We start from the raw sequence: 20,610 nt of genomic DNA, 5'->3' as shown, positions 1-20,610 counted from the left end.
TTCACTGTCACCAAATCTCCTGCCAAACACCCGAAAAAAGGCCCCACAGCCCCACCGCTGCGGGGCCTTTTTCCGTCTGACCGATCAACTGGCCACCCTTCCCATCTGATCCATACTTGCTCCACAGCAAACAGAGGACAGGCCCATGAAGCGCAGCGACGTACTGATCATCGGTGCCGGCCCGACCGGTCTGGTGCTGGCCCTGTGGCTGAGCAAACTGGGCGTGCGCGTGCGCATCATCGACAAGACCTCCGCGCCCGGCACCACCTCACGAGCACTGGCGGTGCAGGCGCGCACCCTGGAGTTGTATCGCCAGCTGGACCTGGCCGACACCGTGGTGCGCAACGGCCACAAGGTCGCGGCGGCGAATTTCTGGGTCAAGGGCAAACCGGTCGCGCATTTGCCGTTGCAGCGCATCGGCGAAGGCCTGACGCCCTACTCGTTCATCGAAATCTTTCCCCAGGACCTGCACGAACGGCTGCTGCTCGAACGCCTCGAAGACTACGACGTAGTGGTTGAGCGCAACACCGAACTGGAGAGTTTCGAAGAAACCGGCGACGGCCTCAGCGCGCATCTGCGCTTACCGGACGGGCAGCAGGAAATCTGTCAGGCGTGCTTTCTGGCAGGCTGCGACGGCGCGCGCTCGGTGGTGCGCAAAACCCTCGATACCGGGTTCCCGGGCGGCACCTATCAGCAGATTTTCTACGTGGCGGATGTGCAGGCCAGCGGCCCGGCGCTGAATGGCGAGCTGCATCTGGATCTGGACGAAGCGGATTTTCTCGCGGTGTTCCCGCTGGCCGGTGAAGGCCGCGCCCGACTGATCGGCACCGTGCGTGACGAACGTGCCGACCGCGCCGAAACCCTGCAATTTGCCGACGTCAGCAGCCGCGCCATCGAGCACCTGAAAGTGCACATCGACGAGGTCAACTGGTTCTCCACCTACCGCGTGCATCACCGCGTGGCCGAGCACTTTCGCAGCGGTCGGGCGTTTCTCCTCGGCGACGCCGCGCATGTGCACAGCCCTGCCGGCGGCCAGGGCATGAACACCGGCATTGGCGATGCGATCAACCTGGCCTGGAAACTCGCCGCCGTGCTCAACGGCAGCGCCACGGCGAAGCTGCTCGACACTTACGAAACCGAGCGCATCGCCTTCGCCCGGCGGCTGGTGTCGACCACCGACAAGGTGTTCAGTTTCGTCACCGCCGAGGGGCGCATCGCCGATTTGCTGCGCACGCGTCTGGCACCGTTTCTGATCCCGAAAATGGCCACGTTCGAGGCCAGCCGCGAATTCCTCTTTCGCACCGTCTCACAGGTCACCCTCAACTACCGCGGCATGCCGCTGAGCCAGGGCACGGCCGGCCACGTCCACGGCGGCGACCGCTTGCCGTGGGCGCATGATGGTGAGGGGGATAATTTCGAGCCACTGCGCCAGCCCTGCTGGCAGGTGCATGTGTACGGCGACACCAGCGACGAGATGATCGCCTGGTGCAATGAACACCATCTGCCGCTGCACGTGTTCGACTGGCGGCCGGCGTTTGAAACGGCGGGGTTGGGGCGTAACGGGTTTTATCTGCTGCGCCCGGATACCTATGTGGCGATTGCCGATAACAGCGCGGATCCGAAGGTGATCGAGCGGTACTTTCGGGATCACGGGATCCGACCCTACTTCCACTGCCCCTGACTCTACACAGTCCCAATGTGGGAGCGGGCTTGCTCGCGAAGGCGTCGTGTCAGTCAACCTATTCGTTGCTGATACACCGCATTCGCGAGCAAGCCCGCTCCCACAGGGGGTTCTGCGGTATTCGTCAGATCCCGGCCAATGCCAGATCCATCGCAAAGTAGGTGAAGATCAGATCCGCCCCCGCGCGCTTGATCGCGCCCAGGCTTTCGCGCACCACGCGATCCTCGTCGATTGCACCGGCCTGCGCGCCGAACTTGATCATCGCGTATTCGCCGCTGACCTGATACGCCGACAGCGGCAGGTTCGAGGCTTCACGAATGTCGCGGATGATGTCGAGATACGCACCGGCCGGTTTGACCATCAGCGCATCAGCGCCTTCCTGCTCGTCGAGCAGCGATTCGCGCAGGGCTTCGCGGCGGTTCATCGGGTTCATCTGATAACTTTTGCGATCACCCTTCAGCGCGCTGCCGCCGGCCTCGCGGAACGGGCCGTACAGCGCCGAGGCGAATTTGGTCGAGTAGGCCATGATCGGAATCTGGGTGAAACCGGCGGCGTCCAGCGCTTGGCGAATCGCCCGCACCTGGCCGTCCATCGCCGCCGACGGGGCGATCACGTCAGCACCGGCACGCGCCGCGGCCACCGCCTGTTTACCAAGGTTGATCAGGGTCTGGTCGTTGTCGACTTCGTGGTTGTGCATCACGCCGCAGTGGCCGTGATCGGTGTATTCGCAGAAGCAGGTGTCGGACATCACGATCATTTCCGGCACGGCGTCCTTGGCAATCCGCGACATGCGCGAGACCAGTCCCTCTTCGCGCCAGGTGTCGCTGCCGTTGGCGTCCAGGTGATGGGACACGCCAAAGGTCATTACCGATTTGATCCCGGCACGGGCATAACGCTCGATTTCACTGGCCAGCTTGCGCTCGGGAATGCGCATCACCCCCGGCATGCTCTTGATCGGCACGAAGTCGTCGATCTCTTCTTCGACGAAAATCGGCAGCACCAGATCATTCAGGCTGAACTCGGTTTCCTGGAACAGGCTGCGCAGGCTCGCATTGCGGCGCAGACGGCGGGGACGTGCTTCGGGGAACTGGCTGGACATGGGGCGTTCCTGAAATCGGAAGATGAGACGAAAGTCGTAGGGGGCGAAGCTTATGCCTTCGGTGGGCGCAGGTACAAACCTGGATCAATCAACAGTGCGTTACCGAGGACGCAATAATCTGCGGGCGTCATCACTATTCCTGTGGGAGCGGGCTTGCTCGCGAAGGAGGTGTATCAGAAAAAACGTGTTGACTGACACGACGCCTTCGCGAGCAAGCCCGCTCCCACAGGGTTATGTGTGGCCTCAGGAAGGAATGGTCAACCCGCGCACCACAGCCGGGCGAGCCAGAAAGCGCTCCAGCACCCGGGTCACGTTCGGGAAGTTGCTGATGCCCACTAGATCCCCCGCCTCATAGAACCCGATCAGGTTACGCACCCACGGAAACGTGGCGATGTCGGCGATGGTGTAGCGCTCGCCCATGATCCAGTCGCGACCTTCCAGACGTTTGTCGAGCACGCTGAGCAGGCGTCTGCTCTCCTCGACATAGCGATCACGCGGACGCTTGTCCTCGTAGTCCTTGCCGGCGAATTTGTTGAAGAAGCCGAGCTGGCCGAACATCGGGCCGATACCGCCCATCTGGAACATCAGCCACTGAATCGTCTCGTAACGCAGCGCACCTTCCTGGGCGAGCAACTGGCCGCTCTTGTCGGCGAGATAGATCAGGATTGCGCCGGATTCGAACAGCGGCAGCGGCTGGTCTTGCGGGCCGTGGGGGTCGAGGATCGCCGGAATCTTGTTGTTGGGGTTCAGCGACAGAAATTCCGGGGACATCTGGTCTTGCGTGTCGAAACCCACGCGGTGCGGCTCGTAGGGCAGGCCGATCTCTTCGAGCATGATCGAGACCTTGACGCCGTTGGGGGTCGGCAGGGAATAGAGTTGAATCCAGTCGGGGTACTGCGCCGGCCATTTCTGGGTGATGGGGAACGCGGACAGATCGGTCATGGGAAACATCCAGTCACATGGAAAGCGCTGATCATAATCCAGGAACCGTAACATTCTGCAGCTAGTGTGCAGAAGCCAGGATCGAACCAAGCGGCCTCAGTGGACTCTGAGCTATGTCTTTGCAAGGGAAGTACGACACGACATGGACAACACCCGGTGCTGGGAGCCCGCGGTGTAAGGGTTGGTCAGCCCCAACCGAATTTGCTGAAGAATCCTATATTCAATGACGAACCTCATGAGTTTCGCCAAACGCTTCAAACATCGCGCCTATGTGGCCCTGCCCTCCCTGCTGGCAGTCAGTGCGCTGACCTTGTCGCTCGAATCGAGCCAGATTCGCGCGCAACCGGTGGACGGTACGCAGACGCTGATCTTCCTGCGCCACGCGGAAAAACCCGAGGGCGGTCTCGGCCAGCTCAACTGTCAGGGTCTGAACCGGGCGATCGAGCTGTCGACCCTGCTGCCGGAAAAATTCGGCAAGGCCGATTACGTGTTCGCCGCCAACCCGACGCGCAATGTCGAGGAAGGCGAACTGGACAATTCCTACAGCTACATCCGTCCGTTGATGACCATCAGCCCCGCCGCGATCAAGCTCGGCCTGCCGGTGAACATCGAGTTCTCCGCCAACGACACCAGTGATCTGGCGCGCGAGCTGACCGAGGACAAGTACCACAACGCGACGATCTACACCGCATGGTCGCACGGCTATTTGCCGGAACTGATCAACAAAGTCGCGGGCAAGGCCGTCGGCGAGAAGCAGACCATCACCGACGACTGGGCGTCAGGCGATTTCGATTCGCTGTACGTGCTGACCCTGACTTGGCACAACGGCAAGGCCAGTCTGCAGAGCCACAGCTACAAGCAGGGGCTGGATAACGGCAAGGTGACTTGCCCGACTTGAGTGTTGTGTGGCCTGACCCGGCCCCTTCGCGAGCAAGCTCGCTCCCACAGGGGATCTGCGTCAGGCAGAAATTTCTGCCCAGTGGAGACCCAATGTGGGAGCGGGCTTGCTCGCGAAGAGGCCCGCAAGAGCACCCTCAAACCCGCTGATTCACCCGCTCACGCAAATACTCCAGCACCGCCCCGCGCTCGCCGGCAAACTCGATCCGCCCGCCCTTCTTCTCACGCTGGAACGCATACATCGGGTCGTAATATTCGCGCAGCAACACGCTGATCCAGTCACGGAACTGCTCGACCGAACCGCTGCGCGCCTGCTCCGCCAAGGCCTCTTCCATCTGCAGGAACATCCGCTGATGGCGTTCGCCGCCCAGCCGGCGCTGGATATTGTTCAAACTCGCAATCAGCCGCTCGGCATACAGCGCAAAGCCCTGCTCGCCATGCACCGCGACAAACTCGGCGTGCAGGTTGATCACGTAATCCTGCAGAATCCGCTCGACCCGCTGCTCCAGGCTGTCTTCGAGCCAGACCATCGGCGCCACTTGCATGCCTCGGTACAGCGGCAATGGCAAGGCACAACTGCCGACTACCCGGCTCTCGTCTTCCAGCACAAACTGCTGGATCCCGCCGGCGCGTTTTTTCAGCACATCAACGGCCAGACGGTTTTCAAAATCGATGTTGGTCGGTTGGCCGGTGGCGCGCTTGCCGAAACTCGAACCCCGATGATTGGCGTGGCCTTCCAGATCCAGACCATTACTCAACTGCACCAACAGTTCGGTCTTGCCGGTGCCGGTCATGCCGCCCAGCAGCACCATATCGCACTCGGCCACGGCCTGATCGATCGTCTCCAGCAGGAACGTACGCATCGCCTTATAGCCACCGCCGACACGCGGGTAATCGATGCCGCCCTGCTCCTTGATCCATTGCTGGACGATCTGCGAACGCAAGCCGCCGCGAAAGCAATACAGATAGCCGTCGGGGTGTGCCCGGGCAAACTCGACCCAGCCTTGAATGCGCTGCTCCCGCACTTCGGCAGACACCAGCCGCTCACCCAGGGCGATGGCGGCTTGTTGCCCATGCTGCTTGTAGCAGGTGCCCACCTGCTCGCGCTCGCGGTCGTTCATCAGCGGCAGGTTGACCACGCCCGGAAACGCGCCGTGGGCAAACTCGATCGGCGCACGGGCATCCATCATCGGCCGGTCGTTGAGGAAAATATCGCGGTAATCGGTGCAGTCGCGTGACATCAGTTCACCTCGACTGCGTGGGTCTGTCGCTCGACCAGCTCGCCGATCGGCGCCAGGTTCAGGCCCAGTTCGGCAGCCACGGCGAGGAATTCGGCGTTGCCTTCCGGTGTAACTGCAATCAACAGACCGCCGCTGGTCTGCGGGTCGCACAGCACGCGCTTGTGCAACTCCTGCAGACGGCCGAGCTTGCTCGAATAGCTGTCAAAGTTACGCAAGGTGCCACCGGGCACACAGCCCTGTTCGAGGTAGTACTCGACGCTGTCCAGACGCGGCACGTGGTTGTAGCCGATACGTGCGGTCAGGTGGCTGCCGTCGGCCATTTCCACCAGATGCCCGAGCAGGCCGAAACCGGTAACGTCGGTCATCGCGGTGACGCCGGCCAGTTTGCCAAAACGGCTGCCGGGTTTGTTCAGGGTGCACATCCAGTCACGGGCCACGCCAATGTCGCTGGAACGCAATTTGCCTTTCTTCTCGGCGGTGGTGAGGATGCCGATGCCCAACGGCTTGGTCAGGTACAGCAGGCAACCGGCGGTGGCGGTGTCGTTGCGCTTCATGTGGCGCTTTTCCACCAGACCGGTCACGGCCAGGCCGAAAATCGGCTCCGGCGCATCGATCGAATGCCCACCGGCTAGCGGAATGCCGGCGGCGTCACACACCGCGCGCCCGCCGCGAATCACTTCCCGCGCCACTTCCGGCGCCAGCACATTCACCGGCCAGCCGAGGATCGCAATCGCCATCAACGGATCGCCGCCCATCGCATAGATGTCGCTGATCGCATTGGTCGCAGCGATCCGGCCGAAGTCGAACGGATCGTCGACAATCGGCATGAAGAAGTCGGTGGTCGACACCACACCGCGCTCGGCGTCGATCTCGTACACCGCCGCATCATCACGCGAGGCATTGCCGACCCACAGTTTCGGGTCAAGGTTCTGCGCACCGCTGCCGGCCAGAATCACTTCCAGCACCTGCGGGGAAATCTTGCAGCCACAACCGGCACCGTGGCTGTATTGGGTCAGGCGAATCGGCTCGCTCATGGGAGAGTCTCTGGCAGTTGATGGGGCGGATTCTAGCAGAGCGCGGGCCGGCTGATTTTTGCGCTGAATGTCACGGCCCCTTCGCGAGCAAGCCCGCTCCCACAGGGGATCGCTGTCATCCACAAATCCTGTGTTCACTGAAGATCCAGTGTGGGAGCGGGCTTGCTCGCGAAAGCTATCGACGGGTCACCACGATTCACGGCCGGGCACAAAAGGTGCCCTGATGAAAAACCAACTGCCACTGCTCACCCTGCCGCCGCCATACCGAACTGCGCAGACTGTCCGCCGGCACCCGCTGGCCGCCAGCTACGGTATGGCAGTGATACGTCACCAGAGCCGAATCTTCCGACAATTGCTTGAGCGTGAACTGACTGACGGTACGTTGTGCGAACACTTGCTGCGGTAATGCTTCCAGTACATCGGATTTATTCCAGATGCCGCCGCTGGCGCCGAATTCGACAAAGTCGTCCGCGATCAGTCGCGCCAGTTCAGCGGCATCCTCGCGCACGGCGCGCGACAGCAGGCGGTTTTCCAGATGTAACAAATGCTTCGACAGATCCATCTCGTTCCCACCTCAGTGCATAAATCACTCGCCACAAAGACTTTCGATTGTGCAAAAAAAACCGCCCTTTCGGGCGGCTAAAGTACTTCGACCATGATTCAGAAGCTTTGACTGAAGCTGATGTTGAACGCGCTGTCGTTGTTGTCGCTCGACACCTGGCCCGAGTAGCCGATGCCCAGCTTGCCGGTCGGGGTGACCTGGAAGTCGATGCCGGCTTCGAGCAATGCGCTGTCCTTGGCGATGGGTACGCCCTGGGTGCTGAACGAGGCGCCGCCGTCGATGAAGGTCAGGTCGGCGTCAGGTTTGGTGTCGCCGTAGGCATGCCGCCAGCCGATGGCCGCGCGTGGCGTCAGTTGGCTGCCGTTGGCCAGGGTCACCAACTTGCCGATGCGCACACCGAGGGTCGAGTAGGTGATGTCCTGATCGGCGTCGGCCTTCAGGCGCCCCACTCCCCCTTTTTCCTTGCCGGTGTCGCTGTTGTAATTGACGTAGGCCAGCCCGGCGAACGGTTCGATGGCAACACCGCCGGCGTTGATCGCGTAACCCACTTCACCGAACACCTGCGCACTGCGCGCGTCGTAATCGGCCTTCAGGCGATCGTTGTAAGTACCGACGCTGACATCGCGTTTGGTCTCGATGCTGTGCCAGCTGTAAGCCGCGCCGAGGCGCACCGCCAATGCATCGAATTGCGAGTTCAGATAACCGGCCAGGTGGTAGCTGTCGACCTTGGCATCCGAGTTGCGATCATGCGCGTTGAGGTTGCTGCGGGTGTAGCCGGCCGCCATCCCGGCACGCCAGGTGTCATCCAGCGCCTTGTCGGTGCCGAGCATGAAACCGCCGAGGTTGCGATCGACTTTCGCCGTGTTGCTGTCGCCGCCCATGTCGCCCCAGGCACCAATGGCCCGGATCCAGCCGACCATTTCCCCGTGGCAACCGTTGCTGCTCAGTTGCGTGTCGCTCGGGGCCAGGGGTCTGCGTGGATCATCCGCCGCGCTGCACGATGGCTGGCGCATGCGGTCATTGACCGCCTCGCGGATGAAGCGCGAGTCCTCCAGCATGGCGCTGGCGGTGCTGGCGTGGATTTCACCCGACAGGCTGTCGAACGCATTGCGCGCACCGGCGACGCTGAGGTTGACGATCTGGTTCTGCAACGCCGCACCGGCCGCTCCGTTATTGGATAGTGCCGTGGCGGTGCCGCGCTGGTTGCCCGTGGCAGCGACGTCGGCGAACGAGTTGCCGTTGCGGCTCACGGCCAGGGTCACCGAATCGGCACCGTAGATCAGCGAGCTGTCGAGGAACGCGTACTGCGGCAGATCTGTGGCACTGAAGGTGCCGGTCACCCCACCGCCCGCAGTGATCAGCGAGTAAGTGGTGTTGCCGGTGAACGGCGCCAGGCTGTTGACCACCAGACCGCCGCCCAATGCCGCCGTACCACCCACCGCCAACGGTGTCGCGGTTGGCGAGCTGACGGTCAGCGCCAGCACACCATCGCTGCTGTTGGTCAGGTTGCCGGCCACGCTCAAGGTGCCGTCAGCGCCACCGGAAGCCACCACACCGTGGTTGACCACCGAACCGACGCTGCCGTTACCGCTCAGGCCTGCGCCGTTGGCGACCATGACTTGTGCGCCCAACGAAGCCCGGGCCGCACGGCTGCCGACTTGCAGCAGGCCTTGATCGACCGAAACGGTACCGCTGAACGGTTGATTGCCGACCATCAACAGGCGACTCACGCCGCGTTTGAACAGCGCGCCGGTGCCGTTGAGCACACCATTGAACTGGCCATCGGTGTTTTGCTGGAACACCAGCGTGGCGTTGTCGGTGATGTTGCCTTGCAGACTCGTGGTGTTACCGATCAGCGTACCGCCACTGACGGTGGTGCCACCGCTGTAGGTATTGGCGCCAGTCAGCACGAGGGTGCCGGAATCGAGTTTCTCGATGCCGCCGGTGCCGATCAGCGGCACGTCGATTTCAGCACTGGCCCCGGCATTGACCCGCACCGGCGCCAGGCTGCCGTCCGCACCGTTGACTGGCGTCAGCGTACCGCCAGCGCCCGGCACCAGGCTGTAGCCGCCGGTGAGGAACTGCAGACCGGTGAAGTTCTGATTGCCCTGCACAGTGACGGTACCGGCCTGGCCACCAAACACTGCGAATTGACCATTGGACGCCAGCGCCTGCGTACCGCTCGGATCGGTCCAGTTGGTGCCCGGGCCCCACACGCCACTGCCGCCACCGATGCTGCCATCAGGGTTGGTAGTGCCGCCGTTCCAGAACTGCACCTCACCCGGCGTGCCTTGTACCAACAGGTTGACCTGATTGGCGATCGCGGTTTGCAGGGTCAGGTTGGCCGCCGACACCGGCAGGCTGCCGTAGACCAGCCCGTTGTCGGTCAGGCTGCCACCGTAGCGGAACAGTTGATAGACCCCGGTGCCGAAACCGCCGGCGTTGCTGATATTCAGCGTGCCGTCGAGGGTCAGGTTACCGGCGACGTTGACCACCGTGGTGGAGCTGGCGGCCGAGCCGAGGCTGAAGTCCAGGTTGGTGCCCGAGGACAGCGCCAGCGAGCCGACCGACAACGGTGTAGCCGTGCCGCCACCGGTCAGCGTCGCACCGCTGGCCAGTTGCACGTTGCCGCCCAGTTGCCCGCTGCCACCGACTTTCGCACCACTGGCGACGTTGACGTTGGCACTGTTGAGCACGCCGTTAACGATCAGGTTGCCGGCCTGCACCGAGGTATCACCGGTGAAGGTGTTGTTGCCGGTCAGGAGCAATTGGCCGGTGCCGGTTTTGTTCAGCGTGCCGGCGCCCGTCAAGTTGCCGGTGTAGCTGCCGTCGGCGTTCTGCGCGAAGGTCAGCGCCGCGTTGTTGACGATGGCGCCTTGCAGGCTGCTGGTGTCGCCGGTGGTAGTGCCAGCGTTCAGCGTGGTGCCGCCGCTGTAGGTGTTGGCGCCGCTAAGCACGAGGTCACCGTTGCCGTTTTTCACCAGACTGCCGGTGCCGGTGATGGCGCCGAGCAGCGTGGTGTTCTGGTTGCCGGCCAGGGTCAGTTGCGACCCCAGATTGATCGCGTTGGCCAGTTGCAGCGCCGAGGTGCTGTCGAGGCTGCCGTTGCCGGTCACGCTCAGTGCACCGCTGCTGATTGCGCTGTTGTTGCCCAGCACCAGCGTACCGCCAGCGAGCTGAGTACCACCGCTGTAGGTGTTGCTGCCGTTGAGGGTCAGGCTCGAAGCGCCAGACTTGATCAGGCTGCCCGCCCCACTGACTACACCGTCGAGGGTCAAGGCGTTGCTGCCTGCGACAGTCAGGCCACCGTTCACCACCACATCGTTGCCCAGCGTGACGGCCGCGTTGCTGTCCAGCGCGGTGCCGTCCGCAGCGGTCAACACACCGCTGCCGAGCGCTGCGTTGTTGCCGACCACGATCTTGCCGCCATTGAGCGCGGTGCCGCCGGTGTAACCGTTGGCGGCGTTGAGCACCAGCGTGCCGGTGTCGTATTTGCCGAGGGTGCCGCTGCCGTTAAGCGCAACGCCGACGGTCGCGGTGGCGTTCGGATCGACTCGCACCGTGGCGTTACCCAACGAACCGTTGACCAGGTTCAGCGCACCGGCCGTGCCGTTCTGCAGGCTGTAGCCGTCGGTGACGAACTGCATGCCGGTGATGGTTTGCGCGCCGTTGACGGTCACGGTGCCCGCCGTGCCCTGGAACACTGCGAAGCTGTTGGTCCAGGCCTGGTTGGTGGTGCCGTTCACATCGGTCCAGTTGGTGGTGCCGGTACCCCAGGTGCCGCTGCCGCCATCCACCGAACCGTTGGCCACCAGTTGGTTGCCGTCCCAGAACTGCACGGTGACGCCCGGTGCAGTGACCAGCAAATTGATCTGGTTGGCCAGCGCGGTTTGCAGAGTCAGATCGCCCGGGGTGACGCTGCCCGGCACCGTGCCGATCAGCATGCCGTTGTCGGTCAGGCCGCCGGTGTAGTTGATCAACCGGTACACACCGCTGCCGAAACCGCCGATGTCGCTGACGTTAAGGGTGCCGTCGAGGGTCAGGTTGCCGCCAACATTCACCAGTGCGTTCCCACCACCGGAGACCGGCGCGCCAAGGCCGACATCGAAGTTGGAGTTGGCGTTGAGCACCAGCGAGTTGACCGACAGGGTGCTGCCGGTGGCGCCGGCCAGATGACCGCCATCCGCCACGGTTACCGCCCCGCCGAGCGAGCCGCCGCCGGTCAGGGTGCCGCCGCTGTTGACCAGTACGCTGGCGCTGTCCAGCGAGCCACTGACGTTCAAGGTGCCGGCGTTGACCGTGGTGTTGCCGGTCAGGCTGTTGAGGCCGGTCAGGGTCAGGGTTCCGGTGCCGAGCTTGTTCAATTCGCCGGTGCCGGTGAGCACGCCGTCAAAAATGCTGCTGGCGTTGTTGCCGCCGATGCTCAGGGTGTTGCCGCCACCGATCAGCGCTGTACCGCTACCGGTCAGGCTGGCGAGACTGCTGGAGCCGCCGAGGTTCAGCGTCGCCGCAGCGCCGAGATTGACTCCGGCATTGCTGCCCAGTGCCGAGTTGCCCAGTGTCGTGAGGCTGCCAGATTGCACATCAAAGGTGCCGCTGAAGGTGTTGTTGCCGGACAGCGTCAGGTCGGCCAGACCATTCTTGGTCAGGGTGCCCGCCCCGGCGATCACGCCACCGAGCGTCAGGTTGTTGTTGCCAGCCACGCTCAGGTTGGCATTGACGTTGACGTTGTTCGCCAGCACCAGCGGCGCGGTGGTGTCGAGGGTCGAAGCGCCCGCCACGGTCACCGCGCCGGAGCCCAGGCCCGCCGAGGTGCCGAGGGTCACGGTGCCGGCGTTCAGTGTGGTGCCGCCGCTGTAAGTGTTAATGCCGTTGAGGGTCAGGTTGGACGCGCCGTTCTTGATCAGACCGCCGGTGCCGCTGACCACGCCGCTGAGCGCTACGTCGCTGCTGCCGGTATTGGTCAGATTGGCATTGAGCACCACGTTGTTGCCCAGCGACACCGAGGTGTTGCTGTCCAGCGCCGAGGCACCGGCCACGGTCAGGTTGCCCAGACCGAGTGCGCCGTTGCTGCCGGTGGTCAGTGTGCCGGCGTTGAGAGTGACGCCGCCGAGGAAATTGTTAGCCCCGCTCAGGATCAGGTTGGCCGCGCCATTCTTGGTCAGGCTGCCGGCGCCATTGATCGCGCCGCTCAGTGTCAGATCGTTGCTGCCGACAACACCAAGGTTGCCCGCCAGATTGATCGCGTTACCCGCCGTAAAGGCGCCGCTGGCATCCAGTGTGGTGCCGCTCGCCGCGTTCAGAGTGGCCGAGCCCAGCGCGCTGTTCGACGCCAGAATCAAGCCGCCCGCATTCAACGCCACCGGCCCGAGGAAGGCGTTGTTGCCGCCAAGGGTCAGGCTGGCCGCGCCATTTTTGATCAGGCCACCAGTCCCGCCGATCACGCCGTTGAGGGTCAGCGCATTACTGCCGACCACCGTCAGATTGCCATTGAGCGTTGCCGCGTTCGCCAAAGTGACCGCTGTGTTGCTATCGAGTTGTGTGCCAGCGTTGGCGGTCAGCGTGCCGCTGCCCAGCGCGGTGTTGCTGCCGACGATGATCTTGCCGCCGTCCAGTTGCGTGCCGCCGGTGTAGCTGTTGGCACCGTTGAGTACCAGGGTGCCGGCATCGAGTTTGTTGAGGATGCCGCTGCCATTGATGTCCACGCCGACCGTGGCGGTCACGCCCGGATCGACCCGCATCGCCGTGGTGCCGCCGGTGCCATTGACGGCGGTCAGCAGACCCGACGTGCCGTTGACCACGTTGTAGCCATCGGTGAGGAATTGCATCCCGGTGAACAGTTGCGTGCCGTTGACCGACACTGTGCCGGCCGTGCCCTGGAACACCGCAAAATCGCCGGCCCAGGTCTGGTTCAGCGTGCCGTTGGAATTGGTCCAGTTGGTGCCGCCGGCAGTCCATGTACCGGTGCCGCCGTCCACATTACCGTTCGGGATGGTCTGGCTGCCGTCCCAGAAACGCAGGTTGGTGTTCGGTGCCGACACCACCAGGTTCACCTGATTGCCAAGGGTCTGCACAAGGATGTCACCGAGGCCATAACCCACCGGCACACCGGCCACGGTCAGGCCGTTGTCGGTCAGTGCGCCGATGTAGTTGAACAAGCGATAGACACCGACGCCAAAGCCGCCGGCATCGGTGACGTTGAGATTACCGTCGAGGGTCAGGTTGCCGCCGATGTTCATCAGCGAGGAGGTCGATGGCGTGGCGAGGCTCGCGTCGACATTGCTGTTGGCAGTGAGAATCAGCGACGAGGTGGACAAGGTGTTGCCCGAGGACAACGCCAGATGACCGCCGCTGTTAATGGTGATGAAGCCAAGCGCCGAACCGGTACCTGTGAGCGTGGCGCCGTTGTTGATATTGAGCTGGGTGCTGGCCAGCGAACCGGTGAGATTCAGCGTACCGCCGTTGACATTGGTGTTGCCGGTAAGGCCGTTGCTGCCGGTGAGGTTCAGCGTCCCGGTACCGACTTTGGTCAGCGCACCGCTGCCACCGAGGTCACCGTCAAAGGTGCTGGTGTTGCTCAGCCCCCCCACGGTCAAGGTATTGCCGCCGGCGATCTGCACACTGCCGCTGCCGCTCAAGCCGTTGAGGCTGGCGCTGCTGTTGAGATAGAGATTGGCACCGGCGCTGATGTTGGCGCCGGAGGTGTTGCCCAGCGCCCCGCTGCTCACGGTGGTGACGCTGCCGGAGGCGATGTTCAGCGCACCAGTGAAGGTGTTGTTGCCGCTGAGCGTCAGATCGCCAAAGCCGTCCTTGGTCAGGCTGCCGGCGCCATCGATCACGCCGCTGAGGTTCAGGGTGTTGCTGCCGGCCAGGGTCAGGCCGGCGTTGAGGGTGATGTTGTTGCCGACGCTCATGCCGGTGCTGGTGTCCAGCGTCGAAGCGCCACCGACGGTCAGGCCGCCACTGCCCAACGCAGCGGCCGAGCCCAGTGTCAGCGTACCCGCGTTGAGCGTGCTGCCACCGCTGAAGGTGTTGGTGCCGTTGACGGTCAGGTTGGCGCTACCGTTCTTGACCAGTTGGCCGGCGCCGCTGATCACGCCGCCGAGGGTCAGGTCCTGGGTGCCGCCGACGCTCAGCGCCGCATTGAGCACGACCGCGTTGGCCAGGCTGACCAGCGGCGAACTGCTGTCGAGCGTTGCCGCGCCGCCAACGGTCAACGCACCGGTGCCGAGCGCCGAACTGTTGCCGGCGGTCACCGTACCGGCGTTCAGCGTGGTGCCGCCGGCGTAGGTGTTGGTGCCGTTGAGGTTCAGATTGGCCGCGCCGTTTTTCACCAGGCTGCCGGCTCCGGCGACAGTGCCGGTGAGGGTCAGGTCTGCGCTGCCACCGATGTTCATCGCACCGGCCAGGTTGACCTGGTTGCCCAGCGTGACGGCGGTGTTGGTGTCCAGCGTGGTGCCGGCCGCCGCGTTCAATGCGCCGCTGCCGAGCGCGGTATTGCTGCCGACAATCAGCTTGCCGACGTTGAGAGCGGTGTTGCCGAAGTAAGTGTTGGCGCCGTTGAGGATCAGGTCGGCCGGGCCGCTTTTGGTCAGACCACCGACCCCGGAGACCACGCCTGCGAGGGTCAGCGCGTTGCTGCCGCCGATTGTCACGTTGCCGCCGAGGTTGACGTTGTTCGCCAGGCTGGTCGCGGTGCTGGCGTCCAGCGTGGTGTTGTTGCCAGCGTTGAGCACGCCGGTGCCGAGCGCGGTGTTGGAGCCGACGATCAGTGTCCCGGCGTTCAGCGACGTAGAGCCGGTGTAGGTATTGGCGCCGGTGAGGGTCAGGGTCGAAGCGCCAGTCTTGATCAGGTTGCTGCTGCCGCTGATCACGCCGCCGAGGGTCAGCGGGTTGGCACCGCCGGCAGTCAGGTTGGCGTTCAGGGCAATCGCGTTGTTCAGCGTCACGTTGGCGCTGCTGTTAAGCGTTGCGCCCGCACCGCCCACGGTCAACGTGCCGGTGCCGAGTGCCGCGCCGTTGCCGACGGTCAGGCTGCCGGCGTTGAGCGCGGTGCCACCGGTGAAGGTGTTGGCGCCGTTGAGGGTCAGGTTGGCCGTGCCGTTCTTGATCAACTGGCTGGCGCCGCTTAGCACGCCGCCGAGGATCATGCCGTTGCTGCCGCCGATGGCCAGGTTGCCGTTGAGGGCGACGTTGTTGTTGAGGATGACCGAGGTGTTGCTGTCGAGGGTCGCGGCGTTCGCGACGGTCAGGTCGCCGCTGCCCAATGCGGCGGCGTTGCCAACGGTCAGGGTGCCGGCATTCAGCGTGGTTCCGCCACTGAAGGTGTTGGCGCCGTTGAGAATCAGGTTGGCCGCGCCGTTCTTGGTCAGCCCGCCACTGCCGCTGACTATGCCGCCGAGAGTCAGATTGGCGTTGCCGGCGATGTTCAGGTTGCCGCCGAGGGCGACCGCGTTGCTCAGCGCCACGGTGGTGCTGGCGTCGAGGGTGGTGCCCGCCGCCGTGGTCAGTGCGCCGGTGCCCAGCGCGGTGTTGGAGCCGACGATCAGCGTGCCATTATTCAGCGCGGTGCCACCGGAGAACGTGTTGTTGCCGCTGAGGGTCAGGTTCGCAGTGCCGCCCTTGATCAGGTTGCCGGCGCCGCTGATGACACCACTCAAACCAAGCGCCTGAGTGCCACCGATGGTCAGCCCGCCTGCCAGCGCGACGGCATTGGCTAACGTCACGGCGGCGGTCGCATCCAGCGTGGTGCCGGCCGCCGCGTTCAATGCGCCCGTGCCGAGGGCGGTGTTGCTGCCAACGAGCAAGCTGCCGCCATTGAGTGCGGTGGTGCCGCTGTTGGTGTTGTTGCCGGTCAGGGTCAGGCTGGCGCTGCCGCTCTTGGTGATCGCACCGGTGCCGGAGACGATGCCGCCCAGGGTCAGGGCATTGCTGCCGAGCACGTTCAGCGCACCGGTGATGCCGACGTTGTTGCCCAGTGTCACGTTGCCGGTGCTGTCGAGGCTGGTGCCGTTGCTGGTGTTGAGCACACCGGTACCCAGTGCGTTGTTGTTGCCGACGCGCAAGGCCCCGGCACTGAGACTGGTGATCCCGGTGTAGGTGTTGATGCCGTTGAGGGTCAGGCTGCCGCTGCCGGTCTTGGTCAGGTTGGCGGCGCCGCTGATTACCCCGCCCAAGGTCAACGCACCGGTGCCGGTTGCGGTGAGGGTGCTGTTGAGCGTGATCGCGTTAGCCAGTGAAATCGGTGCCGTCGCTGAAATGCTCGAAGAGCCGCCAACCGTGATGCCACCGGTACTGAACGACTGGTTGTTGCCCACCAGCACCACACCGCCATTGAGCACGGTGTTGCCGGTGTAAGTGTTGATGCCGTTGAGGTTGAGCTGGCCGCTGCCGATCTTGGTCAGGCCGCCTGTGCCGGAAATCACACCGTTGAGGGTCGTGCCGTTGATGCCCTGCAGGGTCAGGCCGCCGGCGCCCAGGTTGATCTGGTTGGCCAGCGTCAAACCGGCATTGCTGGCCTGGAGGATCCCGCCGTTGGACGTCAGCACGCCGCTGCCGAACGCCGCGTTGTCGTTAAACTGCGCGACACCGCCATTGAGGGTGGTCGCACCGCTGACCAACGGCCCCTGCAAGGTCCAGGTGCCGCTGTTGAGGGTCAGGTTGTTGAAGTTGACGTAGGTGGCGCTGGACGCCGTGCCCGTCCCGGTGGTGCCGCCGCCAAGGCCGATCGGGTTTTGCAGGATCAGCGTGTTGGTGCCGGCCGCGCCGCCATCGATCGTCCCGGTCGGGGCGAAGGTCAGGTTGATGCCGATCAGGCCACCGAGGCCGACGGAGACTTGCACACCGTCGCCGACGTTAACGCTGGAACCGGTGATCGCGTAGAAGGTGTTGGTGCTGCCCGCCCCCATCGACACACCGCCGGTGATGTTGCCGGCGTTGGTGAAGGTGTTGCCCGCCACTGACGTTTCGAACGCAATCCGGCCATTGATGGTGCCGCTGGCACTGTTGGTCATGTTGACTTGCGAACCGCCATACACCCCGACCACCGGGGTATCGGCCAGGGTGATGCCGCCGACCGACAGCCCGGTGGAGGTGATGGTGCCGTCGTTGGTGATGGTCGTGGTGCCCGACACCGAGTTGTTCACGGCAATCCCCAGCCCGTCGATGCTGGTCAGGTTGAGCCCGAGCAACATGCCGGTGCCGCGAATCAGCCCGGTGGCGTTGTTGACGATGCTCACCGTGCTGGTCGCGCCGGTACCGATGAACGCACCGCCACTGAGGATCGACACCAGGCCCAGCAAGGCCGGGTCGAGGGTGCCGGAGTTGTTCAGGTTGATGTTGGCCCCGGTCAGGTTGAGCACCTTGCCGCCCAGGGTGGCGTTCATCTGCGCTCCGTTGGTGACGTTGACCGTCAGGCCGCTGGTGGCACTGCTGTAGTCATTGAGAAACAGCGGCAGCGTCGGGACGCCCGAACAGGTAATCGTCGAACCTGCCGCCGAGCAGGTCGCGAGCGCCTGCTCGCTGACGCCGCCGAACAACAGTCCGGCGACGCTCAGGTGCACAGCAAGGGAAAGTGGGGAAAAACGCGAAACGAGGGCGACACCAAACCTTGCTTCCACGGGCTACTCCTTGTCGTGGCCAAATTCTTCCTTGAAGGCGTGGGAGACGTGCTTATTCCACACGCGAATCAAGACTGCGACGGTCATCACAAAACCGCGTCTTGGCTGACAAGCTAGTAGACGCCCCGCAATGGGGCACTGATTAAATGGTGTTAATACTTTAATACTAGGACCGTCTAGAACGCGGGTTTCGGTCAGTAAACACTGGGTTTGGCGACACCTGACTAACCCTGTGGGAGCGGGCTTGCTCGCGAAAGCGGTGTATCTGAGAAGGATGTGTCAGCTGACCCGACGCCTTCGCGAGCAAGCCCGCTCCCACAAGGGGAAATGGGTGTATCTGGAAAACTGGTACGCCTTGTGCAAACGTTTGCGACCTGCCTATAACGGCTTTTTCGTAACAAAACCGTACAGACCCGCAGAATCCGGGCCTCGATCCGCAAAAAAAGGACTTTGAATGCACGCTGCTTCCCGTCTTCGCGCCCCATTTGCGCGCACGTTTGCTGTTTCCCTGCTACTGACCGGCGTTACCGGAGTTCTCAGCCACAGCGCGTTGGCGCAACCGGCGCTGCCCGAAGAGTCCGCTCAGGGCGAGGCCCTCAGCCCGGAAGCTGCCCCGCCGAAAAAAGGCGCTTACCTGTCGGACTGGTACAACCAGGACCTGACACTGATCGGCAGCAAGGACATCAGCTTCGGGCCGCAACCGGCCGACGATATCTACCTGGAATACGAGTACTTCGGGCGCAAGGGTCCGTTCGAGCTGTACGGCTACGTCGACATTCCGAAGATCTTCAACATCGGCAACAGCCACGACAAAGGCGTGTGGGATCACGGCTCACCGGTGTTCATGGAACACGAGCCGCGCATCTCCATCGACTACCTCGCCGGCCGCAGCCTGGCCATCGGCCCGTTCAAGGAATGGTATGTGGCGTTCGACTGGATCTACGATCACGGCAGCCGTAAAGAGAACCGCGCCAACACCCTGTACAGCGGCTTCGGCACCGACATCGACACCCATTCGCGGGTCAACCTGTCGGCCAACCTGTACGGGCGCTACCAGTGGGAAAACTACGGCGCGAGCAATGAGTATTCATGGGACGGCTACCGCGCGCAGCTCAAGTACATCGTGCCCATCGACAAATTCAGCAACGGCGCGTCGCTGACCTACATCGGCTTCACCAACTTCGATTTCGGCTCCGACATCCACAAGGACAACCCGGCGCGCACCGCCAACGCCACAGTGGCGACCAACGTGTTGCTGTACTCATTCACCCACTTGCGCTTCACCCTGGTCGGTCGCTACTTCCACAACGGCGGCAACTGGGAAGACGGCAGCGAGCTGAACTTCGGCGACGGCAATTTCCGCGCGCGCTCCAACGGTTGGGGTTACTACGCCGGCATTGGCTACCAGTTCTGAATCAAGGAGATTTTCATGCAAGCAATGACGCGTCTGACCTTGGCCGCTGCGGCCCTGCTCTCTTCCACGGCGTGGGCGGCTGAAGCGCCGATCCAGCCGAAAGTGGTGCTGATCACCATGTTCGCCCCCGAGGCGCAGAACTGGATCGAGCGCCTCGACCTCAAGCAGGAAATCCGCGTGCCGGGGCTGTCCGCCGAGTACCCGAGCATTCGCTGCAACAGCCAGCAGGTGTGTCTGCTGACCACCGGCATGGGCCAGACCAACGCTGCCGCCTCGACCCTGGCCCTGGCCCTGTCGCCGAAATTCGATCTGCGCAAAAGCTACTTCCTGATCGCGGGTATCGCCGGCATCAGCCCGAAGCACGGGACCATCGGCACTGCGGCGTGGGCGCATTACCTGGTGGAATTCGGTACCCAATGGGAGCTGGATTCGCGCGATGTGCCGGCGAGCTGGCCGACCGGTTACCTCGGCATCAACACCAAAGGCCCGAACGAAAAACCGCCGTTGGACTACAAGACCGAAGTCTTCGAACTCAACCCGACACTGCAGGCCAAAGCCTTCGCCCTGAGCCACAAGGTCGAACTGAGCGAGAGCAAGGAGTCGGCGGCGTGGCGCCGGAAATACCCGTCGGCCCCGGCCAATCAGCCGCCCGTGGTCACGCGCTGCGACACGCTGGCGGGCAACACCTGGTTCTCCGGTACACGCCTGAGCGAACGCGCCGAGGTCTGGACCAAACTGCTGACCGATAACAAGGGTGAATACTGCACCACACAACAGGAAGACAACTCCACCTATGAAGCGCTGCTGCGTGCCAGTCGCGAAGGTCTGGTGGATGTGCAGCGTCTGGCCGTGGTGCGTGCCGGCTCTGACTTTGATCGGCCGGCACCGGGCGGCAGTGAAGTGGATAATCTGCTGAAATACGCCGATCAGGGCGGGTTCGTGCCGGCGCTGGAAAACCTCTACCGCGCGGGCAATCCGCTGGTGCAGGACATTCTGAAACACTGGTCAGCGTGGGAAAACGGCGTTCCGCAATCCTGAGTACAACACGGTAAAAATGTGGGAGCGGGCTTGCTCGCGAATGCGGTGTATCAGCCAATACTTGCTTCGCTGACACACCGCTT

At 63.4% G+C, this 20,610-nt stretch carries 10 protein-coding genes; 4 read left to right on the top strand and 6 right to left on the bottom strand.

Annotated features, from left to right (window positions below; all coding sequences use genetic code 11):
- Positions 1 to 145 precede the first annotated feature (145 nt).
- On the top strand, positions 146 to 1,681 hold the full coding sequence (locus tag E3Z29_RS12755; RefSeq protein WP_134785923.1) for an FAD-dependent oxidoreductase: 1,536 nt from the start codon (positions 146 to 148) through the stop codon (positions 1,679 to 1,681).
- 124 nt (positions 1,682 to 1,805) lie between these two features.
- On the opposite strand, the gene hemB is transcribed toward E3Z29_RS12755, so the two are convergent.
- Complete coding sequence (hemB, locus tag E3Z29_RS12750) at positions 1,806 to 2,780, bottom strand: porphobilinogen synthase (protein ID WP_027613860.1); 975 nt, start codon at positions 2,778 to 2,780, stop codon at positions 1,806 to 1,808.
- Between the two features lie 243 nt (positions 2,781 to 3,023).
- Positions 3,024 to 3,722, bottom strand: a complete 699-nt coding sequence (locus E3Z29_RS12745) for a glutathione S-transferase family protein (protein ID WP_096797390.1) — start codon at positions 3,720 to 3,722, stop codon at positions 3,024 to 3,026.
- A 223-nt stretch (positions 3,723 to 3,945) separates the two neighbouring features.
- On the opposite strand from E3Z29_RS12745, the gene E3Z29_RS12740 reads away from it, so the two are divergent.
- Positions 3,946 to 4,620: a histidine phosphatase family protein gene (locus tag E3Z29_RS12740; RefSeq protein WP_098968050.1), complete on the top strand. Its 675-nt coding sequence runs from the start codon at positions 3,946 to 3,948 to the stop codon at positions 4,618 to 4,620.
- 136 nt (positions 4,621 to 4,756) lie between these two features.
- Here the strand turns inward: E3Z29_RS12740 and mnmH are convergent, their stop codons facing one another.
- The 4 genes from mnmH to E3Z29_RS12720 form a co-directional block, all read right to left on the bottom strand.
- The gene (gene mnmH / locus E3Z29_RS12735; RefSeq protein ID WP_134785922.1) at positions 4,757 to 5,860 is read right to left on the bottom strand and encodes a tRNA 2-selenouridine(34) synthase MnmH; all 1,104 of its coding nucleotides are present in this window, start codon (positions 5,858 to 5,860) and stop codon (positions 4,757 to 4,759) included.
- Entirely contained in the window at positions 5,860 to 6,894 is a 1,035-nt protein-coding gene (selD, locus tag E3Z29_RS12730) for a selenide, water dikinase SelD (protein WP_096797393.1), read from the bottom strand. The genes mnmH and selD overlap by 1 nt, the downstream gene beginning before the upstream one ends.
- 196 nt (positions 6,895 to 7,090) lie before the next feature.
- Positions 7,091 to 7,456, bottom strand: coding sequence for a DUF4440 domain-containing protein (locus tag E3Z29_RS12725; RefSeq protein WP_134785921.1), 366 nt, complete (start codon positions 7,454 to 7,456; stop codon positions 7,091 to 7,093).
- 98 nt (positions 7,457 to 7,554) lie between these two features.
- Positions 7,555 to 18,075, bottom strand: coding sequence for an autotransporter-associated beta strand repeat-containing protein (locus tag E3Z29_RS12720; protein WP_134785920.1), 10,521 nt, complete (start codon positions 18,073 to 18,075; stop codon positions 7,555 to 7,557).
- Between the two features lie 454 nt (positions 18,076 to 18,529).
- Here E3Z29_RS12720 and E3Z29_RS12715 point away from each other — a divergent pair, with 454 nt between their 5' ends.
- A complete protein-coding gene (locus tag E3Z29_RS12715; protein WP_134785919.1) occupies positions 18,530 to 19,489 on the top strand; it encodes a nucleoside-specific channel-forming protein Tsx in 960 nt (319 codons plus the stop codon).
- 15 nt (positions 19,490 to 19,504) lie between these two features.
- Entirely contained in the window at positions 19,505 to 20,527 is a 1,023-nt protein-coding gene (locus E3Z29_RS12710; RefSeq protein ID WP_134785918.1) for a purine nucleoside permease, read from the top strand.
- The last annotated feature ends 83 nt before the right edge of the window (positions 20,528 to 20,610 follow it).

This window comes from Pseudomonas sp. S150 (assembly GCF_004526365.1).
Taxonomy (GTDB): Bacteria; Pseudomonadota; Gammaproteobacteria; order Pseudomonadales; family Pseudomonadaceae; genus Aquipseudomonas; species Aquipseudomonas putida_A.
The sequence above is the reverse complement of the archived record's forward strand: the minus strand, read 5'-3'. Positions and strand labels throughout refer to the sequence as shown.